Source organism: Aureivirga marina (genome assembly GCF_015767265.1).
Taxonomy (GTDB): domain Bacteria; phylum Bacteroidota; class Bacteroidia; order Flavobacteriales; family Flavobacteriaceae; genus Aureivirga; species Aureivirga marina.
This window is the reverse complement of the sequence record NZ_JADPIB010000010.1, coordinates 72849-92628: the sequence shown is the minus strand read 5'-3', so window position 1 is coordinate 92628 and position 19780 is coordinate 72849. Positions and strand designations below refer to the sequence as shown.

At 26.4% G+C, this 19780-nt stretch carries 21 protein-coding genes; 4 read left to right on the top strand and 17 right to left on the bottom strand.

Annotated elements, in window-relative coordinates; all coding sequences use genetic code 11:
- Nucleotides 1-1417: RHS repeat domain-containing protein (locus I1A51_RS17010; RefSeq protein WP_317192854.1), on the top strand; the 1417-nt coding region annotated here is incomplete at its 5' end.
- Nucleotides 1418-1532: 115 nt separating this feature from the next.
- Here the strand turns inward: I1A51_RS17010 and I1A51_RS17005 are convergent.
- The 15 genes from I1A51_RS17005 to I1A51_RS16935 are packed head-to-tail and all read right to left on the bottom strand — an operon-like array spanning nt 1533 to nt 14391.
- Nucleotides 1533-2192 (bottom strand): hypothetical protein, encoded by a 660-nt coding sequence (locus I1A51_RS17005; RefSeq protein ID WP_196896069.1) that lies wholly within the window; start codon nt 2190-2192, stop codon nt 1533-1535.
- On the bottom strand, nt 2192-2728 hold the full coding sequence (locus I1A51_RS17000) for an OmpH family outer membrane protein (protein ID WP_196896068.1): 537 nt from the start codon (nt 2726-2728) through the stop codon (nt 2192-2194). The genes I1A51_RS17005 and I1A51_RS17000 overlap by 1 nt, the downstream gene beginning before the upstream one ends.
- Before the next feature lie 5 nt (nt 2729-2733).
- On the bottom strand, nt 2734-3222 hold the full coding sequence (locus tag I1A51_RS16995) for a hypothetical protein (protein ID WP_196896066.1): 489 nt from the start codon (nt 3220-3222) through the stop codon (nt 2734-2736).
- Nucleotides 3222-4211 carry a hypothetical protein gene (locus I1A51_RS16990; protein WP_196896064.1) on the bottom strand — a complete coding sequence of 330 codons (990 nt, stop codon included), beginning with the start codon at nt 4209-4211 and terminating at the stop codon, nt 3222-3224. The genes I1A51_RS16995 and I1A51_RS16990 overlap by 1 nt, the downstream gene beginning before the upstream one ends.
- A complete protein-coding gene (locus I1A51_RS16985) occupies nt 4174-4701 on the bottom strand; it encodes a hypothetical protein (protein ID WP_196896063.1) in 528 nt (175 codons plus the stop codon). The genes I1A51_RS16990 and I1A51_RS16985 overlap by 38 nt, the downstream gene beginning before the upstream one ends.
- A 1-nt stretch (nt 4702) precedes the next feature.
- Complete coding sequence (locus I1A51_RS16980) at nt 4703-5851, bottom strand: hypothetical protein (RefSeq protein ID WP_196896062.1); 1149 nt, start codon at nt 5849-5851, stop codon at nt 4703-4705.
- Nucleotides 5852-5854: 3 nt separating this feature from the next.
- Nucleotides 5855-7771 (bottom strand): FecR domain-containing protein, encoded by a 1917-nt coding sequence (locus I1A51_RS16975; protein WP_196896061.1) that lies wholly within the window; start codon nt 7769-7771, stop codon nt 5855-5857.
- Nucleotides 7772-7775: 4 nt separating this feature from the next.
- Nucleotides 7776-9188, bottom strand: a complete 1413-nt coding sequence (locus tag I1A51_RS16970; protein ID WP_196896060.1) for a GspE/PulE family protein — start codon at nt 9186-9188, stop codon at nt 7776-7778.
- Nucleotides 9189-9680, bottom strand: a complete 492-nt coding sequence (locus I1A51_RS16965) for a hypothetical protein (RefSeq protein ID WP_196896059.1) — start codon at nt 9678-9680, stop codon at nt 9189-9191.
- Nucleotides 9681-10094 (bottom strand): type IV pilin protein, encoded by a 414-nt coding sequence (locus tag I1A51_RS16960; protein ID WP_196896057.1) that lies wholly within the window; start codon nt 10092-10094, stop codon nt 9681-9683.
- A gap of 37 nt (nt 10095-10131) precedes the next feature.
- Nucleotides 10132-11247 carry a type II secretion system F family protein gene (locus I1A51_RS16955; protein ID WP_196896056.1) on the bottom strand — a complete coding sequence of 372 codons (1116 nt, stop codon included), beginning with the start codon at nt 11245-11247 and terminating at the stop codon, nt 10132-10134.
- A 3-nt stretch (nt 11248-11250) separates the two neighbouring features.
- On the bottom strand, nt 11251-11718 hold the full coding sequence (locus tag I1A51_RS16950) for a hypothetical protein (protein ID WP_196896055.1): 468 nt from the start codon (nt 11716-11718) through the stop codon (nt 11251-11253).
- Complete coding sequence (locus I1A51_RS16945; protein WP_196896054.1) at nt 11715-12044, bottom strand: hypothetical protein; 330 nt, start codon at nt 12042-12044, stop codon at nt 11715-11717. The genes I1A51_RS16950 and I1A51_RS16945 overlap by 4 nt, the downstream gene beginning before the upstream one ends.
- The gene (locus I1A51_RS16940; protein ID WP_196896053.1) at nt 12041-13246 is read right to left on the bottom strand and encodes a hypothetical protein; all 1206 of its coding nucleotides are present in this window, start codon (nt 13244-13246) and stop codon (nt 12041-12043) included. The genes I1A51_RS16945 and I1A51_RS16940 overlap by 4 nt, the downstream gene beginning before the upstream one ends.
- Nucleotides 13246-14391 (bottom strand): toxin-antitoxin system YwqK family antitoxin, encoded by a 1146-nt coding sequence (locus tag I1A51_RS16935; RefSeq protein ID WP_196896052.1) that lies wholly within the window; start codon nt 14389-14391, stop codon nt 13246-13248. Before I1A51_RS16935 ends, I1A51_RS16940 begins: the two co-directional genes overlap by 1 nt.
- 245 nt (nt 14392-14636) lie before the next feature.
- Here I1A51_RS16935 and I1A51_RS16930 point away from each other — a divergent pair, with 245 nt between their 5' ends.
- The 3 genes from I1A51_RS16930 (at nt 14637) to I1A51_RS16920 (ending at nt 17285) form a co-directional block, all read left to right on the top strand.
- The gene (locus I1A51_RS16930; RefSeq protein WP_196896051.1) at nt 14637-16016 is read left to right on the top strand and encodes a sensor histidine kinase; all 1380 of its coding nucleotides are present in this window, start codon (nt 14637-14639) and stop codon (nt 16014-16016) included.
- Nucleotides 16006-16680 (top strand): response regulator transcription factor, encoded by a 675-nt coding sequence (locus I1A51_RS16925; RefSeq protein ID WP_196896050.1) that lies wholly within the window; start codon nt 16006-16008, stop codon nt 16678-16680. The genes I1A51_RS16930 and I1A51_RS16925 overlap by 11 nt, the downstream gene beginning before the upstream one ends.
- Nucleotides 16681-16823: 143 nt before the next feature.
- The gene (locus tag I1A51_RS16920; RefSeq protein WP_196896048.1) at nt 16824-17285 is read left to right on the top strand and encodes a hypothetical protein; all 462 of its coding nucleotides are present in this window, start codon (nt 16824-16826) and stop codon (nt 17283-17285) included.
- Between the two features lie 71 nt (nt 17286-17356).
- Here the strand turns inward: I1A51_RS16920 and I1A51_RS16915 are convergent, their stop codons facing one another.
- Entirely contained in the window at nt 17357-18223 is an 867-nt protein-coding gene (locus I1A51_RS16915; protein WP_196896046.1) for a glycerophosphodiester phosphodiesterase, read from the bottom strand.
- A gap of 168 nt (nt 18224-18391) precedes the next feature.
- On the bottom strand, nt 18392-19726 hold the full coding sequence (locus I1A51_RS16910) for a T9SS type A sorting domain-containing protein (protein ID WP_196896045.1): 1335 nt from the start codon (nt 19724-19726) through the stop codon (nt 18392-18394).
- Nucleotides 19727-19780: the final 54 nt, after the last annotated feature.

The following is a 19780-nucleotide window of genomic DNA, read 5'->3' as shown; positions in this document are numbered from 1 at the left end:
AAATCATGAATCTACAGGACTTTATATTGCAAAGTTAATTTTAAATGGTGAGGAGTTTACCACAGAGAATGGCGGACTTACAATCACACAGACTTTACCAGGAAATATTTCTGGAGAATTTGAAGTTGTAAAAGAAAATATGAAAGATTATGTAGGACGCCCATCAGGTGATGCATATAATTTTAAGTTTACCAATAGTAATATTTTCACAACAACACTTCAAAGTAGAATTAATATTGTACCAAAATCAATAGATACAGAGTTATTTGCTGCTGCAACAGGAGATAAATATTATGAATTAATGAATCATCTAGGAAATGTACTTAGTACAGTTTCAGATAGAAAATTAGTAGATTCAGATATTAATACTACATTTAAACCTAAAGTTCTTTCATATAGTGATTATTATCCATTTGGAATGCAATTACCAAATAGATTTGGAAATTCGGATACATATCGTTATGGATTCCAAGGACAGGAAAGAGATGATGAAATTAAAGGGGAAGGTAATTCTATAAATTATAAATATAGAATGCATGACCCTAGAGTTGGAAGATTTTTTGCAGTGGACCCATTGTCAGATAAATATCCTCACTATAGTCCATATTCTTTCTCAGGAAATAAAGTTATTCATGCAATAGAATTAGAAGGTTTAGAAGAATTTTTGACAAGATTTGAATGGGATGACAAAATTCAAGGTTATACAATGACTCTTTGGAAAATGGGATTAGGTCAGGCTGCAAATGGAGAAGGAATGATATGGGAATTTAGAGGAGGTCCAGATATAGAAGAGGGTTATGATTATAGAAAGATCTATGTTAAAAAAGGTAAAATACAATACGATCTACAAGTAAAGAATCCATTAAGGGTATTAAAAGAGTATTTATTCTTTTGGGAATATACAAATGAAACATATGCAGATATATCAATTGAAACTCCTCAAAGACGTATTCCACTTGGTGTAGAAGCAGGGGTAAAAGTAACAGTTCCAAATCTAAAACATGAATATGGTGCAAAAGAACAAAAAAATGGTTTTGTTAAGGGAGAATATAGAGTTAATAAAGGCCTTTTGCCACAAGTTGAAGTAAGAGAAGGAGTTAGTTTACTTTATGGAGTAACAAAATTATTGTTTAAACAACATAGTGATGGTACATTTGATCAAGCAGTTGAGATTTCTCCTGGTTTAGGTGGAGGGTTAAGACTAGAAACCAAATTTAATCCTGATGGAACAAGAAAAGAAACAAAAATATTTTTGCAATTTATAATATGGAATAAAGATATTGGTGGTGGCGGTGGCCTGAATAATGAAACTCAATTTAATATTGGTTTCTATAGAGATGGTCCTACATTGAAATCGACAAATAGAGGAGATAATCAAAATGGTGAAAGCTGTGAAGAAGATAGCTGTGGGGGTTAATATTTTATACAATGTAAAAAAATATGAGATTTAATTAAAAATTAGAATAAACTCATAAAAAAGCCTCAGTTTTATTAAAACTGAGGCTTTTGATTTAATAAAAAATCGTGAAAAATTAATTTACCATATTAAATTTTAAAATTCCTTTTCGATACATTTTATCGTTATAAATTACCTGAATTGTTTCATCTGGATTTATGTTGTCAAAGAATAATAAAATTCTTTTAAAAGGAGAAAGCTTAAATGTACGCTCAAAATGCGCTCCAATACAAGGAATTGTATCTCCGCTTGAAGTAACCCCATAAAAGTCATTTTGAATTTTAAAAGCCATGTATTTTACAGCTTCTTCATAAGGTAATTTTGAATGTTTTTCTTCTAAAATATCTGTAGCAGCTTCTTTTTGAATTTTAAAATCAATAATTCTTCCTTTCTTTATTTTTTCAAATTCTTTTTCAATAGCTTCTTGTTTGTGTAAACCTAAGTTTTTTCGAATATAATATTCCATCGGCAATTGGGTTGCTGTAAATGTAAAATCATCCACAACTTGTTTTCTTGTATTTGCCCAATAACTTTTTCCTTCTATTTCAAATAACTTTTTTCCATCAACAATAGTTTCTGAAACTTCGGAATCATTTAATTCTACATCAGAATTGTCAATAGTTGTCTGATTATTCGTTTTTGGTTGTTGAAAAGAACTTGGTTTTACTTTATCATTTCCACAACTAATAATGAAACTCGAAAGGAAAATAAAGCTTATAAATTTTAATTTTTTCATTAGTTTCCTTCGTATTTTTGATTTGCAAATAAAGTAAAATCAGCTGTTACATCAAGAGCTTCTTTTCCATACATAATATTTCCATTACCCTGTGTTCCAAAAATAATTTCATATCCATTTTCTTCTCCATAAGTTTTAACTAATGCATTAATTCTACCCCAAATTTGATTCGTAGATTCTGCATTTACTTTTTCTTTTTCTTGTAAGAAAATCGCTTCTTTATTTCTAAATTTTTGCAATTCTACACTATATGTTTCTTGGGTTTTATCTGAAACTTTTTTAGCTGTAGTAATTTCTTTTTCCATTTTCTTTAAAACTTCCACAATACTATCTAACTCATGCGCTTGTGCTTGAAATCTATTTTTATTTTGAACTCCAATATCATCTGTCATTTTAAAGCTGTTAAACACTTTTATATTATCGATATAAGCAATTTTACTCTTTTTTGCTTCCATATTGAAAAATACAAATGCGATAATAATTCCGACAATACAAATTGAATTTACAAAAGTTAAAATATTAGATTTTACGTTCATAGTCTTTATAGTTTTTTAAGGGTTTTTGATTTATTTTTAAAAGTAATTACAACAGAATCACGATAGATTTTGGAAATTTTATAAGTATCACTTAAAAAATCTTTTTCTTTAACTCTGTGTAATCTTTGATTCATTTTTATCAGAGCAGCTGCTCCGTTTTCATTTTGTTTGTTTTTTACAAAGCCGAAATAACGCATATTTGGCCATTTAAATTCTTCTTTTACTTTTTCATTTTTTAGGGTTAAATTCTCTTTCTTTTTTTCATTTTCTGCATTATTTATTTGTGTATTAATCGTTAAATTTCCCAAAAAAGGATCTCTTTTAGGAATACTTATTTTAAAATCATTTTTTTGCCATTTTTTAATAGAAACAGCTCCAAGAGTATTATAATTTGGAACGTAATTTGGCGTCGAATTATAAAAATATTTATAAATCACACCTCCCCAAATTCCGAGAACAACAACAAGTAATATTTTATTAAAATACTTTTTCATTATTCTACAATTATTTGTCTTTTACTTGAAAAACTTCCAATATTTCCAGCTCTATCTTCTGCATTTATTCTCCAATAAAATGTTCCAGTATCCGAAAATGAATAAGAATATTCTAATCCATCAACAATTTCATCAACAAGTAATGATGAAAAACTTTCTACTGAAGAAATTTGGATTCTGTAATTTAAAGGCGCTTCATCGATTCCTACAGATCCAGAATAATTCCATGAAAATATTTGCTCATCATCTGAACTAATAATCTGCTGATGAATTGGAAAATTCTGTGTTGGAATTAAAGGAATTGTTTCATCAAAAATTAAATGATTTGAAAAATATGTGGTTTGACTTGTTTCATTAATTCCTTGAACTTGCCATTTATATTTTCCTTCATTTGGATTATTGATAGAAACTGAAATCTCTGATGCATCGACAATTTCATCTGAAATTAAATTCTCTGAACTGTTTAAAACTTCAAATAATTGAAATTTATAATTATCCGCAGCATAATGAGATTGCCATTGATATAAGGTGTTTAAATTATTGATGTAAGCATTTTCTCTTGGACTTAATAAAACAATTGATTGGTTTGTTAAGTCGTGAATTGAATCTACAACAAAATCAATAGGAGTTGTATATTTTGTTTCATATCCATTATTTACACCACGAACTCTCCATTGATAAACCCCAGGATTTAATTGAAATGTATTCGTGAAATCTGTTACTAATGAATCGATTAATATTCGTTTTTTGTTTGTAAAAGTTGGTTCTACAACTTGTAAATGATAATTCACAGCACCTTCCAATTCATCCCAAGAAAATAAAATAGTATTATTTTTTATAGTATCATTCATCATCGGCGAACCTGGAATTATTTTATCATCTTCTATATCTTCTTCAAAAATCATATCACAAGAAATAACTGCTGTAAAAGCAAAAAATGCGAAGATGATTTTAAATTGGTTTATAATTTTGAAATAATAATGTTGCATATAACTTTTCTTTTTTTTGCACATGATCTTTTTTAACTTCAAAAGTCACTTTGACTAATTGTGAATCGTTAAAATTCTTTTCTAAATAATATAAATAACTAATTAATGCTTTATAATTTCCTTCAATTTCTAATGAATTAGTAATAATTTTAAAGTCTTTAGAATGAAAAATATGACTGGAATTTAAATTTACAATCGAAATTTTTTCTTCGTTGAAATCCGAGGTAAAACTCAATATTTTTTGCTGAATCAAATCGTCAGCAATTTCTTCATTTCCTGTAAAAGCATTCAGTTCATAAAGAGAGTTTTCCAAGAGAACTTCTTTTTGATTTAAAGTATTTATATCTACTTTTTTTTCTAATAAATTCTGATAACTTGTAATCATCGAAATTGTGTCAGAAAAAATTCTTTTATAACACAAAAGCAAAAGTAAAATCATTACAACAATTACCAATATTTTTTTTTGTTTTAAACTAAATTGTTGCTCCATTTTACTGCAATTTTATATTGATTTTAAATTTCGCTTTTTGCTTTTTTGAATTCCAGCTGTATTGTATAATTTCAACGGTTTTATTCCATTCTAAAAGTCTAATTTTTTGAACCCAAATATCAAATAAAGCTTCATCGCTTGCCCAACCTTCTACAGAAATTTCATTTCCTTTAATCAAGATTTTTTTCGATGGTTTTATCTTTTTTTCTAAAGGAAATACATCAATATTTGTAAGCTTAATAGTTTTTGGTAAAAGCTGAATTATTTGATCATAATAAAAAGAAAGCATATTATAATTTAAAAAACCAGCTTCTTTCAACATGTTTTTTTTGCGTTGAATTGTTTGTTCTAAAGTTTTTAATTGGGATTCTTTTTTTTGTAAAAAAGCCATTTCAGACTGTAAAATCTGGTGTTTTGTTCCATAATGATTATAAGCAATTTTGTCTGCTAAAATACATAAAAGAATCACTAAAATTCCAATTTTTAAAATTTGTTCAATTTGTTTTTTTCCTACAAATTCTTCTTTATTCTTAAAAGGTAAATCCCATTCATCTTTTGAACTAAATTCTAAAAATTTACTTGGGAAAAAATATTGCACTCCAGATGAAAATAATAATTCTTTTTCATTTTCAGCATCCGAAAAATCAGATTTATTAAAAGATATTATTTCTTCATTTTCTGCCGTAATTTCATATTGAAATGCTTTCTTATTAGAAAATAATTCAATTTTATGTTCTAATACAATTCCAAAAATGAAAACTCCAACATGACAAGCAATAATCCTTTTTTCTAAACTGGAATGAGCTTCTAACCATTCTAAAATGACAGATTTTCGAATAAAGGAAATAAATTTTTCTTTATAAGTTGTACTTAAAAAAATCTCATCAGAATTTCTGAAAATAGCTTGGGTTGCATTGTCATCAAACTTTTTATTTAAAACTCCACGTCCATTTATATGAAGAATGATTGGGTAATTTTTAGGAATTTTATTCAAAATTTCTTCTCCTCCTAAAACATCGGAAACAACTTCAATATTTTCTTTCTTTTTATCTAAAACTAAAAAACGATATTTTGTAGAATTAGAAGTGAAAAAAACATGTAATACAATTAATCTTTCCCCAGTGATTATATTTTTTACATCAAATTTCATAGTTTACTGATATTGAATAATTGGGCGAATAAATACGTGTAATTTCGATTTTGATTTGGCTTTTTTTCTTGAACTAAAAAACCATTTGATAATCGGAATTCTTGACAAAAACGGAACTCCAGTTCCTGAATTTTCTTTTTCTACTTCGTCTAATCCTCCAAGTAAAACCATATCGGAATTGTTCACACGAACAAGTGATTGAAATTTTTGTGTTGTTTTTCCAGGAGGCGCATCTTTTCCTGAACGACCTGTAAATGCACTTTTTTCAACAGTGATATCTAATGTTACGTATTCTCCTTTTGAAACTGTTGGATTAATCGTTACAGTCATGTTTGCTTCTGTAGGTTTCCAGTCTCCAGATTGTAAAATATTATTATTTACTCCTTGTGTAATTAGACGATTGTTTTGCTGAAAATAATAATCTGTAGAACCAATAGAAAGTGAAGCTTCATGTCCGCTTAATGTTGCAATTTTTGGTGTAGATTTAATATTTACAATCGAATTATTTTCTAAAGCTTTTAAATTTAAATAAAAGTCTTTTGTCACTTTTCCAATATTGAAAATTCCAAAACCATTAAATGCATCAATTAAATTATTTACATTTTTAGAATTCAAAGAAACATCTGGATTTGGAAAAACTGTTTGAGGAGCATCTGGTTTTTTACCAATTCCAGCCTGTAATCCAGTTTCAAAATCATAGGATTTTTTATATTGAACAATTAAAACTTCAATTTGAACAAGTGGAACAGTTTGATCAATTTTCCTAACAACAGCTTTAAGTTCTTCAATATTACTTTCTGCTCCAGTTACCATTAAACCATTTAACTCTTTAAACTCAACAATTGTTAATTCCTTTTTGATGCTTTGTGGAATGGTTTGTAAAACAGATTCTAATGTTCTGTTTTCTACTTGTACAAGTTCTGTTTTTCGAATTCCTTCCTCTTTTTTCTCTCCAATTAAATAATAATCACCATTATATTTATAAGTATATTTTGTTCCAATTAATAAATGAGTTAGAAGTTCCTGAAACGTAATATTTTTCATTGAAAAAGTAGTTTTCAGGTTGGCATCAATTAAAGAATAAAAGAAATAATTTGTTTTCGTTTTTGTTGCAGCATCTTTTATGATTTGTAAAACAGGTGTGTCATGTGCTTGAATTGTCAATAAATCATCTGCTAAAATTTCTAGAGAGTATTCATAATTTTCAATAAAATTAGTATTTATTTTTCGCTGATTTTTTGGCCTATTTTTTCTAGAATTAGAAGAATTGACAGTTTCTTTAGGTGTTTTAAAAATATAATAATAACCTTCTTTTTCTTTTGTATAGTTTAAATCATTTCCTTTTGTAAGCATTTTTATAATTTGATCAAAAGGTTGATTTTTAGAATAAACAGTTACTCTATCATTTTTTATTTCAGGAGAAACAACAACATTCCTTCCAGATTTTTCAGTTATTTCTTTTGCAACATATTGAAGTGTGTCGTTTTGTAATTTTAAAGTTAGAAAATCATTTTGAGGATCATAAGTAACTATAGGAATTTTTCGTTTAAAGGTTTTTTTAGGAGCTTCTACTTTTTTATTCTTTGAAATAGAAATGATATTTCCTATAAAACTAATTTTTAAATCGTATTTCTTAGCTAAGAAAATAAAAACTTCTTTTACAGAAACGTCAAAAAAGTTGTTATAAACTAATTCTGTTAATTGATCATCTGCGCTAACATTTAAGTTGTGTTCTACACTGATAGAATTAATAAAATCAAACAAAGAAAGTTGGGAAACATTTATTTGAATTTTATCATTCAATCCAGTTTGAACTTTTGATAATTCATCCAATTTGGATTGAATTTCAGTATAATTTTCCTGACCAAAAGACCACTGAAAAATTAGTAAAGTGATTATTAAAAATATTCTTTTTCTCATTTTTTTATTGTATTAATATAGCATATATCTCTTCTAAAGAAGTTTCTCCTTTTTGGAATAAATCAAAAGCCTTATCGGATAGTTTCACAATTTCTTTTCTTTTCAAAACTTCATCAATTTGTGGAACTTCCTCTTTAATTAATTTCGATAATTCTGGGTCAATTGGGATGATTTCATAAATAGCAGTTCGACCTTGATATCCTGTAAAATGACATTTTGAGCATCCTTTTGCAACAAAATGAGATTCTTCAATAATTTTATCTTGATATTTAAAAGGTAGAGATTGAATTTCAATTTTTTCTTCTTTTTTACAATGTGGACAAAGTTTACGAACAAGTCTTTGTGCAACAGAAATATTTAAAGTTTCTGATAATAGAAAAGGAGGGATTCCCATATCAGTTAATCTTGTAATTGTTCCCCAAGCAGAATTTGTATGAATTGTGGATAAAACCAAATGCCCAGTTAAAGAAGCACGAATCGCCATTTCAGCGGTTTCACTATCTCGAATTTCTCCTAACATAATTACATCAGGATCTTGACGTAAAAAAGAACGTAAAACACTTGTAAACGTTAGACCTATATTTTCTTTTAATTGTACTTGATTTATTCCGTCTAAAGTATATTCAATCGGATCTTCAACAGTCACGATATTTCTCTTTATTTCATTTAAAATTTTTAAAGTTGCATAAAGAGTAGTTGTTTTTCCAGAACCTGTTGGACCTGAAATAAGAATAATTCCGTGTTTTTTTTTGGTTGCTTCTAAATAATGATATTTTTCTTTTTCATGTAATCCTAGTTTATGAATATCAATATTTGTAGCATCTTGACCAAGGATACGCATTACGATTTTCTCTCCATGTAAAGTTGGTAAAATCGAAACACGAATATCAAATCCATTTAGATGTGTTCTTCCATCTTGTGGTAATCTTTTCTCTGTAATGTCAAGATTAGATTGGATTTTAATACGATTGACAATTTCATAATATTCTTCTTTATCTAATTTTGATTTTTCCACCATTAATCCATCAATTCGAATACGAACTCTTGCTTCATCTTTATAAATTTCAAGATGAATATCACTACTTCCAACAGCAATTGCATCGAAAATAATTTTTTCAATTAAATGTGTTTCTCCTTTTGTTGCAGAAGGTTTTTGAGAGCTAGTATTTTGTATAAAATCGTTTTTAGATTTTCGATAATGAATTGCTAGCAATTGTTCTATTTCTTCATTTGGAATTATTTCCATTTGAATGAAGAAACCAGTTAAAGCCTCTACTTCTTCAGAAATTGTATCAAAATTTTCTGGTTGATCACTATAAAGAAAAAGTGTGTTTTCTTGCTTGTCAAAAGGAATAATCCTATAATGCCAAGCCATTTCTTTCTCTAGTAAATCGATGTGTGAATTATCAATCTGCATTTAAATTTCCGTTAACCAATTATAATATCCAAAGCCTTTTTTTAAGAAAATCAATAAGCATAATAAATACATACTAAAATATCCAGCAAGTGGAATTGATTTGTTTTTTTGAAATCTTTTTAAAAAAGAATGGATAAGTAAACTAAACAGTAAACCCGAAACCAAGAATAATAAAAAAGTTCTGGAATAGAATAGTGGGATAATTGCTATAAAATATAAAATATCACCATATCCTAAACCTGAGAAAACTCCTGATTCAGATTCGATTTTTTTCCATTTCACATAAAAGAAAAGTAAAAGTAAAATCACTAAAAAAATGCAATAACTCCAAATTAAATCTATATAAAACCAACCTAAAATTTGAGAACGATACAGGAGCGAAACAATCCATAAAATAGGAATTGTAATAGCGGAAATTGCTCTAAATTTTAAATCTTGATAAATAAGAATAGCAGAAATAATTGCAATTACTAAATAAATCAGTAATATCATTTAGTCTTTTACTGTTTCTTTCATTATTCTATTGTGATCAATTTCCCATTGATTAAAAACTCCATCATTATCAAAATCAGATAAAGCTGTGGCAGTTGCTCTAAATGAATTTGTGGAAGCTTCTACAATTGTGATTTGATACACTGCTTGTCCTCCTTCAGAGATTGTTTTTTCATGAACAAATCCAACTTCCTCTAAATTATTTGAATATTTTGAAAATCTATAGAAATAATTAGTTTCTAAAGCATATAGTTGTGAAAGCATATTTTGCGCTTCAATAGCTTTTGCTTGTGCAACAACTCCAGTTTGTTTAGGTAGTACTAACATGATTAAAATTCCAATAATTGCAAGAACTATTAAAATTTCAGTTAATGAATAAGCTTTTAACTTTTTAAATGTTTTATTTTTTTTCATAGTGCAAATATAAATTTCTTTCTTAATTTTTATTTAATTACATACCATTATTAATGATATTACTTAAATTGAACATTGGCATATACATAGCAATAAGAATAACTCCAACGATTAAGCCTATAAAAGTAATAATTAATGGCTCTAAAACAACACCGATTATCTTTGTTTTATGAGAAACTTCATCAGCATATTGATCAGATAATTGTTTGAAAATTGTATCTAACTCATTGATTTCTTCAGCTACTTTTATAATAGAAACCATGCTTCTATCATATACTTTATATTTTTCAATTGTATTCCCAAATGATTGTCCTTCAATTACTTCTTTGCAAATAGGTTTAATTGTTATTTCTATCGGATAATATCGAATCATTTTTTCTACCATTTGTAAAGCACTTATTAAAGGTGTTTTGGCAGAAAGTAATAAACTCATTGATTGACAAAATCGGGTTAAAAAAATAGTTTTTACAATCGTTCCAAAAAAGGGAATTTTTAAAACAAATCCTGAAACAATTTTTCGATAAGTAGTAGTGTTTTTATACATTGCTACAATGATTGAAATCACTAAAATTACTCCGAAAAAGATGAATAAATACGTTCTGAAATTTTCTGAAATATAAATGATTTTTTTAGTAAGATTTGGTAAGTCTCCACCAAATTGTTTATAAACATCAGCAAACATCGGAACGACACTTGACATCATAAATGCTAAAACTCCAAACGTAATCAATAAAACAAAAACAGGATAAGTTAAAACCGTGGTAATTTGTTTTTTCATTTGTTCTTTTCTCTCAAAAAACAAATACAATTGATCTAGAACTTTATCTAATGAAGAGGTTTCTTCTCCTAATTTGATACTATAATATTCATAAGGTGTAAACTTGTCTGTTTGCTTCATAGAAGATTCTAAAGTTTTTCCTTTTGTTAAAGATTCACCTAAAAGAACCAAAACTTCCTTTTCACTTTTATTCGTAGATTGTTCTTGTAAAATATCAATTGCTTTTTTAAGATTTACTCCTGAGCTTAATAATTGCAATAAGTTTTTGTAAAACTTCTTTTTATGTTTGTCTTTAAAAGTAGTTTTGAATAAAGAAGTAGTTAAAAGATTACTTTCTTCTTTTTTTATTTCCTGCTTTTCAATTTTAATTTTCATAGATTAATTTTTTAAAAAATAGATGTTGAAATTGTCTACAGGTAAAACTTCTTTATAAAATTCATAAAAAACTTCTTCTTGTTTTTCAAATTTGATATAATTAATACAATTTGATTTCGGATCGATTTGTATTTTTACATCTGTAATTCCAATAGAAAATGTATCAATTAATTCTTGTTGAAATCTGTAAATTTCTGGTAAATCAATTACATATCTAACTCGAATAGAATCGTTTTTAAGCATACAAAATGAATTATCTATTTCTTTAAAAGTAGATGCTTGATATAAATCTCTTTTAAATTGATTTTTAAAAATTACATTTCTGGTTAAATCCATAGATTGTTTTTGATCTAAATATAATTGTCGATGGAAAAATTGAAATCCCAAAGTAAAAGCAACAATGATAAAACTTATAATCACCATTGCAAACAAGATATCAGTAATCGTAAAAGCTTTAATTTTTCGATTCATTGTTTCAATAAATAAGTATAATTTTTAACAATTCTTCCTTTGTTTATGACTTGAAATTTTAAAAATCGAACTTCTTCTGAATTATCAAAATATTCCATTGTTTGTAGAACTTTATAATCTTTAAAATCAAATTCATCTTCTTCTAAAAAACCTTCTTTATTTTCTATTTGAATAGAAATTCCTTTTAAATGATTTTCCAATTCGTAAAAAGAATAATTCAAACCAGAATATGCAATATTTGTATAAATCATCGTTCCTAAAACGATAACCATTGTAATAATTGCTGTTGCAAAAACAGTTTCTAAAAGAGTAGATGCTTTTATCATAGAATTCTCATTTTTTCATATTTATGATTTGTTGCATTTCCTCCAATATTTAAAATAGAATAAAATCCATCTGGTAAATTTCTATTGATTTTTCCATTTCTGATTATATTATGATAAACAGAAGTAGGAGTTTTTAAATAGAATTTATGTGTTGTAACACATCCAGAAACTTCTCCTTGTAAACTCAACTTATTAATAGAATAAACATCTCCCGCAATTCTGCTTTCTGGTTCGAGAAAAATTGTTGCATCAGATAAAACGCTTCCGTTTGTAATTACTGCTCCAATAACCAAACTATTAGGATTTAAAACTATTTTAGATTTCTGTTGTGATTCCGTATCGACATATAGAACAGATGGATACAATAATTGTACATCATTTTCAACAATAATTTCATTCGTTGCAAAAACTTGCATATTTCCAACAAATCCTTTTTCAATCACAACTTTTGGTGCTTTTATTATAACGTCTTTAAACCTACAAGTATTTCGTATAAATAAAGTATCATTACTTTCAATTTCAATTTTTCCTTCATAATCAAGATTATCCAAAATGGAAACAGAAGTAGCTAAAATGTGTAAAGTGTTTTTTGAAAAACTATTATTTAACTTCGGAGGATACTCATCGATTGTTTTAGAAATAGGAAAATCCGTATTTTTTAATGTTGCAATATTTAAAGTTGGTAATTCTGTTCCTGCTTGAAATACATTTCCATTGATAAAACTATTGTTCGTTTCATAATTACTAAATGTATGAAAGCGATAACCTAAACTAGGCAAGGAACAATCACCGTTAATTTCTGTATTTCCTGAAATCTTTAACGGTTCCAGCTGTTCTGAAAGATATAGAACTCTTTGAAAAGGTTTTTTTCTAGTTACAAAATAAGATTGTGTTAATGTATCATTTTTAAAAATACTTCTACTATTTAAAATTTGTAGAAAACCCCAATTGCTTTTGGAAACTCTTAATTCTATTTCATTTCCTAAAAAATCAAGCTTTTTTTCCTGAAAACTTAAATCATCAAAATAATACAATCCATAATTAATTCCTTGCTCATTTGCATGAACTAATTGAAAATTAGCTTCACTAACAGTTCTTACTTTTTGGTGTGCAGATTTCATAACAATAAGCATGGAAAGTAATATTCCAACGATTATCATTAAAAAAATAGCATAATAAAAAGCGCCTCCTTTTAGCTTCATTATTCTTTAGTTTCTTCTTCTTTTTGTTCTTTCTTTTTGAAAATATTTTTCATTTTAGAAAAAACAGATTTTTTCCCTTCTTTAGTTTCTGATGTCTTTACAGGTTTTTCTATTAAAATTCCTTTTTTGTAAAATAAAGTATCTCCATTTTGATGCTGAATCCATTCTCCTTCTTTTTTATCAGATTTGTATTTTCCTTTTACAATTTCATTTCCATTTTCATCAAATTCAATATATAAACCTGATAATTCTCCATGGTTCCAATGCTTCACATTAGATAATCGTCCATTTTGAAACCAAGATTTCCAAACACCATTTTTTAATCCATTTACAAATTCACCTTTTTCAGCTAACTGTTTATTATTCTGATGATATTTGATAAATTGCTTCTGTAAAACGGGTCCTCCAATATCAAAATAAGTAGATTTTATTTCGTTTCCATCATACCAAAAATATTGTTTGTGCATTTCTAAATTAGAAGTTTTATACTCCTTATCTATATAAAAATCATAAGCAAATCCATTATTTTTAAATTTGATATGTGTAGAATCAACTTTTGGCTTTTTTTCTACTTTAATCGGTTTTTTTACAATTGCCTTTAAACTATCTTTTTTAGAATTTTTCTTCTTTTTTATTACATGAATTAAATTTCCTTTTTTAAAGTTTAATGTATCTTTTTTATAAGTATTAATCCATTTTCCATGTTTTAAACCATGTTTGTAATATCCCTTTTCTATTTCTTCACCAGTTTTATCATACAATTTAAAAAAGCCATGTTTTACTCCTTTGCTCCATTCAATTTCAGAAGCTAATTGCCCATTTTCATACCAAGTTTTCCAAGATTTATGTTTCACTCCTTTATAGAAAAAACCTTTTTCAGCCAACTGATGTGTTTCTTTAAAATATTTTATATAATCTCCTGCTAAAATTGCGCCACCAATATCTCCAATAGAACTGTGTAATTTACCTTTATGATACCAATAATATTCAATGTCTGAATTTATTTTTGATGGAGATTTTTCTGTATCAATATGAAATTCATATACAAAATGATCATCCTTTGTAATTCGTTTTTGAATATCTGAAATTGTGTAAAATGCTGAAAATAGTGTAATAGATAGTATAGCAAACAAATATTTGTTCATCGTAGTTCTTTTTTCAGCAAAAATAGTTTTTATTTATTAAATAAAAATAGTTCTTAAAAATGTTAGAAATGATTTGCTGTGTATTTAATTGTTATTTAAATAGTTATGTTAAATGTTAAAAAATAATTTTTACAATTTAAAAGGGTAGTTTTTAATTTTTAAAGTTAACGCTAGGTTAATGCTTCTTGTTTTTAGTTTTTTTTTCAAATTTTAAAAATACTTTTGAACTGTTCAAATGACCAAACATGAAGAAAAAATTACAAATATTAATTATTGTTTCCATAATTGTTTTTTTATCTCTTTCTATCATTCAATATTCATTGATTAAAAACACGTTCAATTTAGAACAGAAGATTTTTAAGTCGGAAATTGAAAAAATAATGACGAAAATTAATAAGGCTAAAAGTTTGGAGAATTTTGAAGAACGTTGGAAGAGGAAATTTAGTTTCTATTCTGAAAAATATCAAATCGGAAAATTTTCAAAAGAAGAATATTTAGATTCTCTTTATCAATTTACAACTAAAGAAAATAAAGTTTTTGTAAAACTGTTTGACCAAGAAAAAAAGAAAATCAATTTAGATTATGATATTGATTTTCAAATGAAACCAACATTGCTAATTTTTATTCATCCAGAAAAAAAAGATTCTATTTGGTTTCCTGAAAAATTTCATATTGGAAATTCATTTATAGCTAAAAATGCTTTGATAGTAAATAATTCTATTTGGAAAGTAGAAACTAGCTCGGACGAAACAGATATTGAAAATAATAAGGTTTCCTATGAGCTTTTTACAGCAGATTATGTGAAAATTAAAAATAAAACATGGATTATCTTTCAAAGAATGTCTTTTACATTTTTTTTCTCCATCTTACTATTTATTCTGATTTGCTCTCTATTTTTTTACACCGTAAAAAGTATGATTAAACAAAAGGATTTACTACTTCTAAAAACAGATTTTATCAATAATATCATTCATGAATTTAAAACACCTTTAGCAACTTTAAAAATTGCTTCTAAAAGTTTGAGAAATAAAAAAATAGTTACAAATGAGATACTTTTAGAAAATACATTAACAACAATTGAAAGACAAAATATAAGATTGGAGAAATTGTTAAATCAAATTGTAGAAATTAGCCCAAACAATCAAATAAAACTCCAATTTGAAAAAGTGGAAATGTCTAATTTTTTAAAAGAAATTTATCAAGATTTTCAACTTTCTTGCTCGCAAAAAGAAATTAATTTTTTAGAAAATATAAGTGATGAAAAAGTAAATTGTTCTATAGATAAAGTGCATCTGACAATTGCAATTCAAAATTTATTAGATAATGCAATAAAATATAGTAAAGATGAAATAAAAGTTGAGGTGAATTCTTATGTAAAAGATAATTTTTATCATATAAAAATTAAAGATTCTGGTATTGGAATTTCTTCTAAAAAACAGAAAGAAATTTTTAAGAAATTCTATCGTGTTGCTTCTGGAAATATTCATAATGTAAAAGGTTTAGGATTGGGTTTATTTTATACAAAACAAATTATCGAACAGCATCATGGGGAAATATTTGTAAAAAGTGAATTAGGAAAAGGAACTGTGTTTAACATCAAATTGCCTATTGAAAATGAAAAATAAAAGAATATTATTAGTTGAGGATGATCTTGATTTAGGAAATATGCTTGCGCAATATTTGATGGTGGAAGATTATGAAGTTATTTGGAAAAAAAATGGAGAAGAAGCACTAGAGTTTATCAAAGAATCAGAAGATTTCGATTTGATATTATTAGATGTTATGATGCCAAAATTAGATGGATTTTCATTAATTAAAGAACATGATATTTCAAAACCATTTTTGTTTTTAACAGCTAAAAATTTAAAAGAAGATATTGTTTTTGGTTTGAAAATGGGAGCAGAAGATTATATCACAAAACCTTTCGATATGGATATTCTTTTATTAAAAATGGAGAATATTTTACATCGAAATAAAAAAGATTACAAGAATTCTTATTCCATTGGAAAATACCAATTTGATAAGCAAAAGTTTGAGTTGAAATTTGAAACTGAAACACAAATTTTGACAGAAAAAGAAGCGGAATTAATTGATTTTCTTTTTCAACATAAAAATCAATTACTACAAAGAGAATTTATCTTGAAAGAAGTTTGGGGAAGTGAAGATTTTTTTACTGGAAGAAGCATGGATGTTTTTCTCTCTAGATTAAGAAAATATTTTAAAAAAGATAAAACTATTGAAATTAAAAGTATCCGAAATCGTGGATTAACTTTTACTATAAAAGAATAAAATAAAATTGATTTTTTGGCTTTAAAAATGAAATTCCTCAGAGAAGGAACAGGGATAATATTGCCTTTTTTAAAGTTGATAAATTAAAAGTAAACTATTAGAAAACAGTAAAATAATTATATAATTTTTAAAATGAATTTATGATGAAAAATGTATTAAAAATCGCCATTGTATGTGTAATAACATTATTTGTAACGGAATTAAAAGCACAAACGCCTCCGACACCTCCAACACCTCCAAATCATTCATCTGAAACTCATACTTCTTCAACAAGTTCAAGAGTAAGTATTTCAAGATCAAATTCAAGGGTTAATGGAAGAAATAATTTAGATATTTCTATTCATAATTCTGATGATCGTTATAAAGTAAGAGCTTCTTTTACTAGAAAAAGAACGAATGAAATATATGAGAAAATTGCAGATGTTTTTGGAAAGTCTTCAGAAAAAAAATGGGAAAAAAGAAAAGAAGGAGAATTAATTTATAGAATTACACTTACAAAAGGAAAATTAAATGGAGTTTTATATAAAGATATTGCAAATGAAAGAATGATTACAGATTTTGAAGATTTATTTCAAGATATTCGTGATTATTTATCTAATGAGTAAAATAAAAATCTCGAAATCTAATAGTAGATTTCGAGATTTTCCCCTATAAAAATAATACAAAGAAATAGAAATTATTTTATTCTATCAGGACTATCTGTAATCAATCCATCAATACCGTTTAATTTTAAAATTCCAGCCGTGATTGAATCGTTTACTGTCCATGCATTTACTTTTTTTCCTTCTTGATGCGCAGAATCTATTACGTTTTTTGTAGCGAAAAGATAAAAAATACTATATTCAGAAATATATTCATATTCCATAATATCAAAATTTTCTGTTTTAGCATCTATATTTTCTGCTTCATTTTGATTGAAATTGACTTTTGCCATAAATAATTTATGTAATTCAATAGTTGGGTCAATATTATGAACATTTTCTAAAGTAGGAGTTTCAAAAGATTGAACAATAGACCATTCTAAAGCGTTGTTTTGGTGAATTAAATCAACAACTTTTTGTTCGATTTCAGGATAATAACCTTTGTCATTTTTGATTTCAATTAGTAGAGTTGCTCTTCCATTTACAGCTTTTAAAGCTTCGTCTAAAGTCGGAACTTTTTCTCCTTTAAATTCTTCTGAAAAATGACTTCCTGCGTCGAGTGTTTTAATGTATTCATAAGTTAAATCTTTAACCAAACCAGTTCCATTTGTTGTTCGATCGACAGAATCGTCATGCATAACAATTGGAATTCCATCACTTGTAACATGAACGTCGATTTCGACTCTTTGAACTCCATGAGAAATTCCAGCATTTAAAGCAGAAATTGTGTTTTCTGGAGCTAAATTTGCGGCTCCACGATGACCAGTAATTGTAATTGCTTTTTGTGAAGAAAAAGAATTAATTTCTCTTTGAGAAGTTGTAGTTTGTACTAAATTTTCATCTTTAGAACAAGAGATTAATGTAATTACCATTACAAATAATCCTACGATTGTTTTTTTCATTTTTGTTGAGTTGTTGAATTATAAATTCAGCACAATTTTCACAAACACAATTCCATTATTTCATAAAAAAATACTATTAACAGATGTTTAATGATTATTCTTAAAAAATTGTATAAAAAAAAGCCTTGACGTAAATCAAGACTTTTTTGGTTCAAATAAGAATATTAACTATTCAATTATCAATTTTTGTTGTAATGTTTTATTTTTACTTTTAATGTTTATAAAATAAATTTCTTTTTCTAAAGAAGAAACATTAATTTTCTCTGTGAAATTTTGATTTTGTTCTAAAACTAATTTTCCAGAAATATCAAAAATTTCTAAAGAACTAATTTTCCCAATATTTTGTAAAGAAATGAAATCAGAAGTTGGATTTGGATAAATAATAAATGAATTTAAATCAAATTCTTCCGAAGAAAGATCATTTGAAACATTTAATTGAAAACTGCAAGTATTAGAATTTCCATATTCATCTTCCACTTTTAAAGAAATAGTATGAATTCCTGTTTCTAATTCAGTATGTGGAGCAGGAGTTTGTGTAATTGTATATGGGCTACATTCAGTAATTCCGATGTTTTCAGTTGTATAATCTTCTAAAATGTGTGTATTTCCAGAAATAATAACTGATCTATTTTCTAAACAATTTTCAATAATTGGATCATTTTGATCTACAACATTTATTAAAAAAGAATAAGTATTTTCATTATTATTTTCATCCTTGAATGTTAATGTAACATTTGTGTTTTCAGTAATAATTTCACCTGATGCAGGAGATTGTGTTATTGTTACATCACTGCAATTATCAAAACTATTCAATAAGTTTAAAGTGATATAATCTGACATAAAAGTTTGACAATTTTCATTTAAAAGCAATTCATGATCAGAAATATATCCTTCAATAGTAGGAGGTGTTGTATCTTCAACGATTTTAATTTGTTGTTCAACATCAACAGTATTATTTTCAGAATCAGTGAAAGTCCAAGTAATTGTATAATTTTCTAAATCAGTAAATACCAAAGAATCTGTAGTAGAAACAGAAGTAAACGAATAACAATCGCTTTCTAAAGCAGGGTAATCATCTTCTGTAATTGTCAATTGACATTGAGAAATGATTGTATCTAAACCGATATAAGTTTGACTAACCAAAAGATTAAAATTAGTGAATTCATTATATCCATTAGGTTTTTCAATTCGAACCCAAATCGTATGAATGTTCATTGTTTGGTTTGTTACAGTTGTTGGAATAGAATTAGTATCACTTTCTGCATCGTTTTGAGAATTGTAAAATTTGATGACAAGTGATAAATCAGGATTATTATTTTGAATCATGTCACTTATTGGAGTTAGATCAAAAGAAGCATAACCATCTCCGTCACCATCACAAGCTTCTAAATTTATAGTATCTAAGTTTAATTCATCCGTTTGTGAGAATATTAGAGTTGAATTCAATAAAAAAAGGATAAAAGTAAGTTTCGCTAAATTTGCAATTTTTGATATAATTTTCATAATAAATTTAATTTTATGCAAAATTAAATAAAATATTATTTATAATTATGGTAT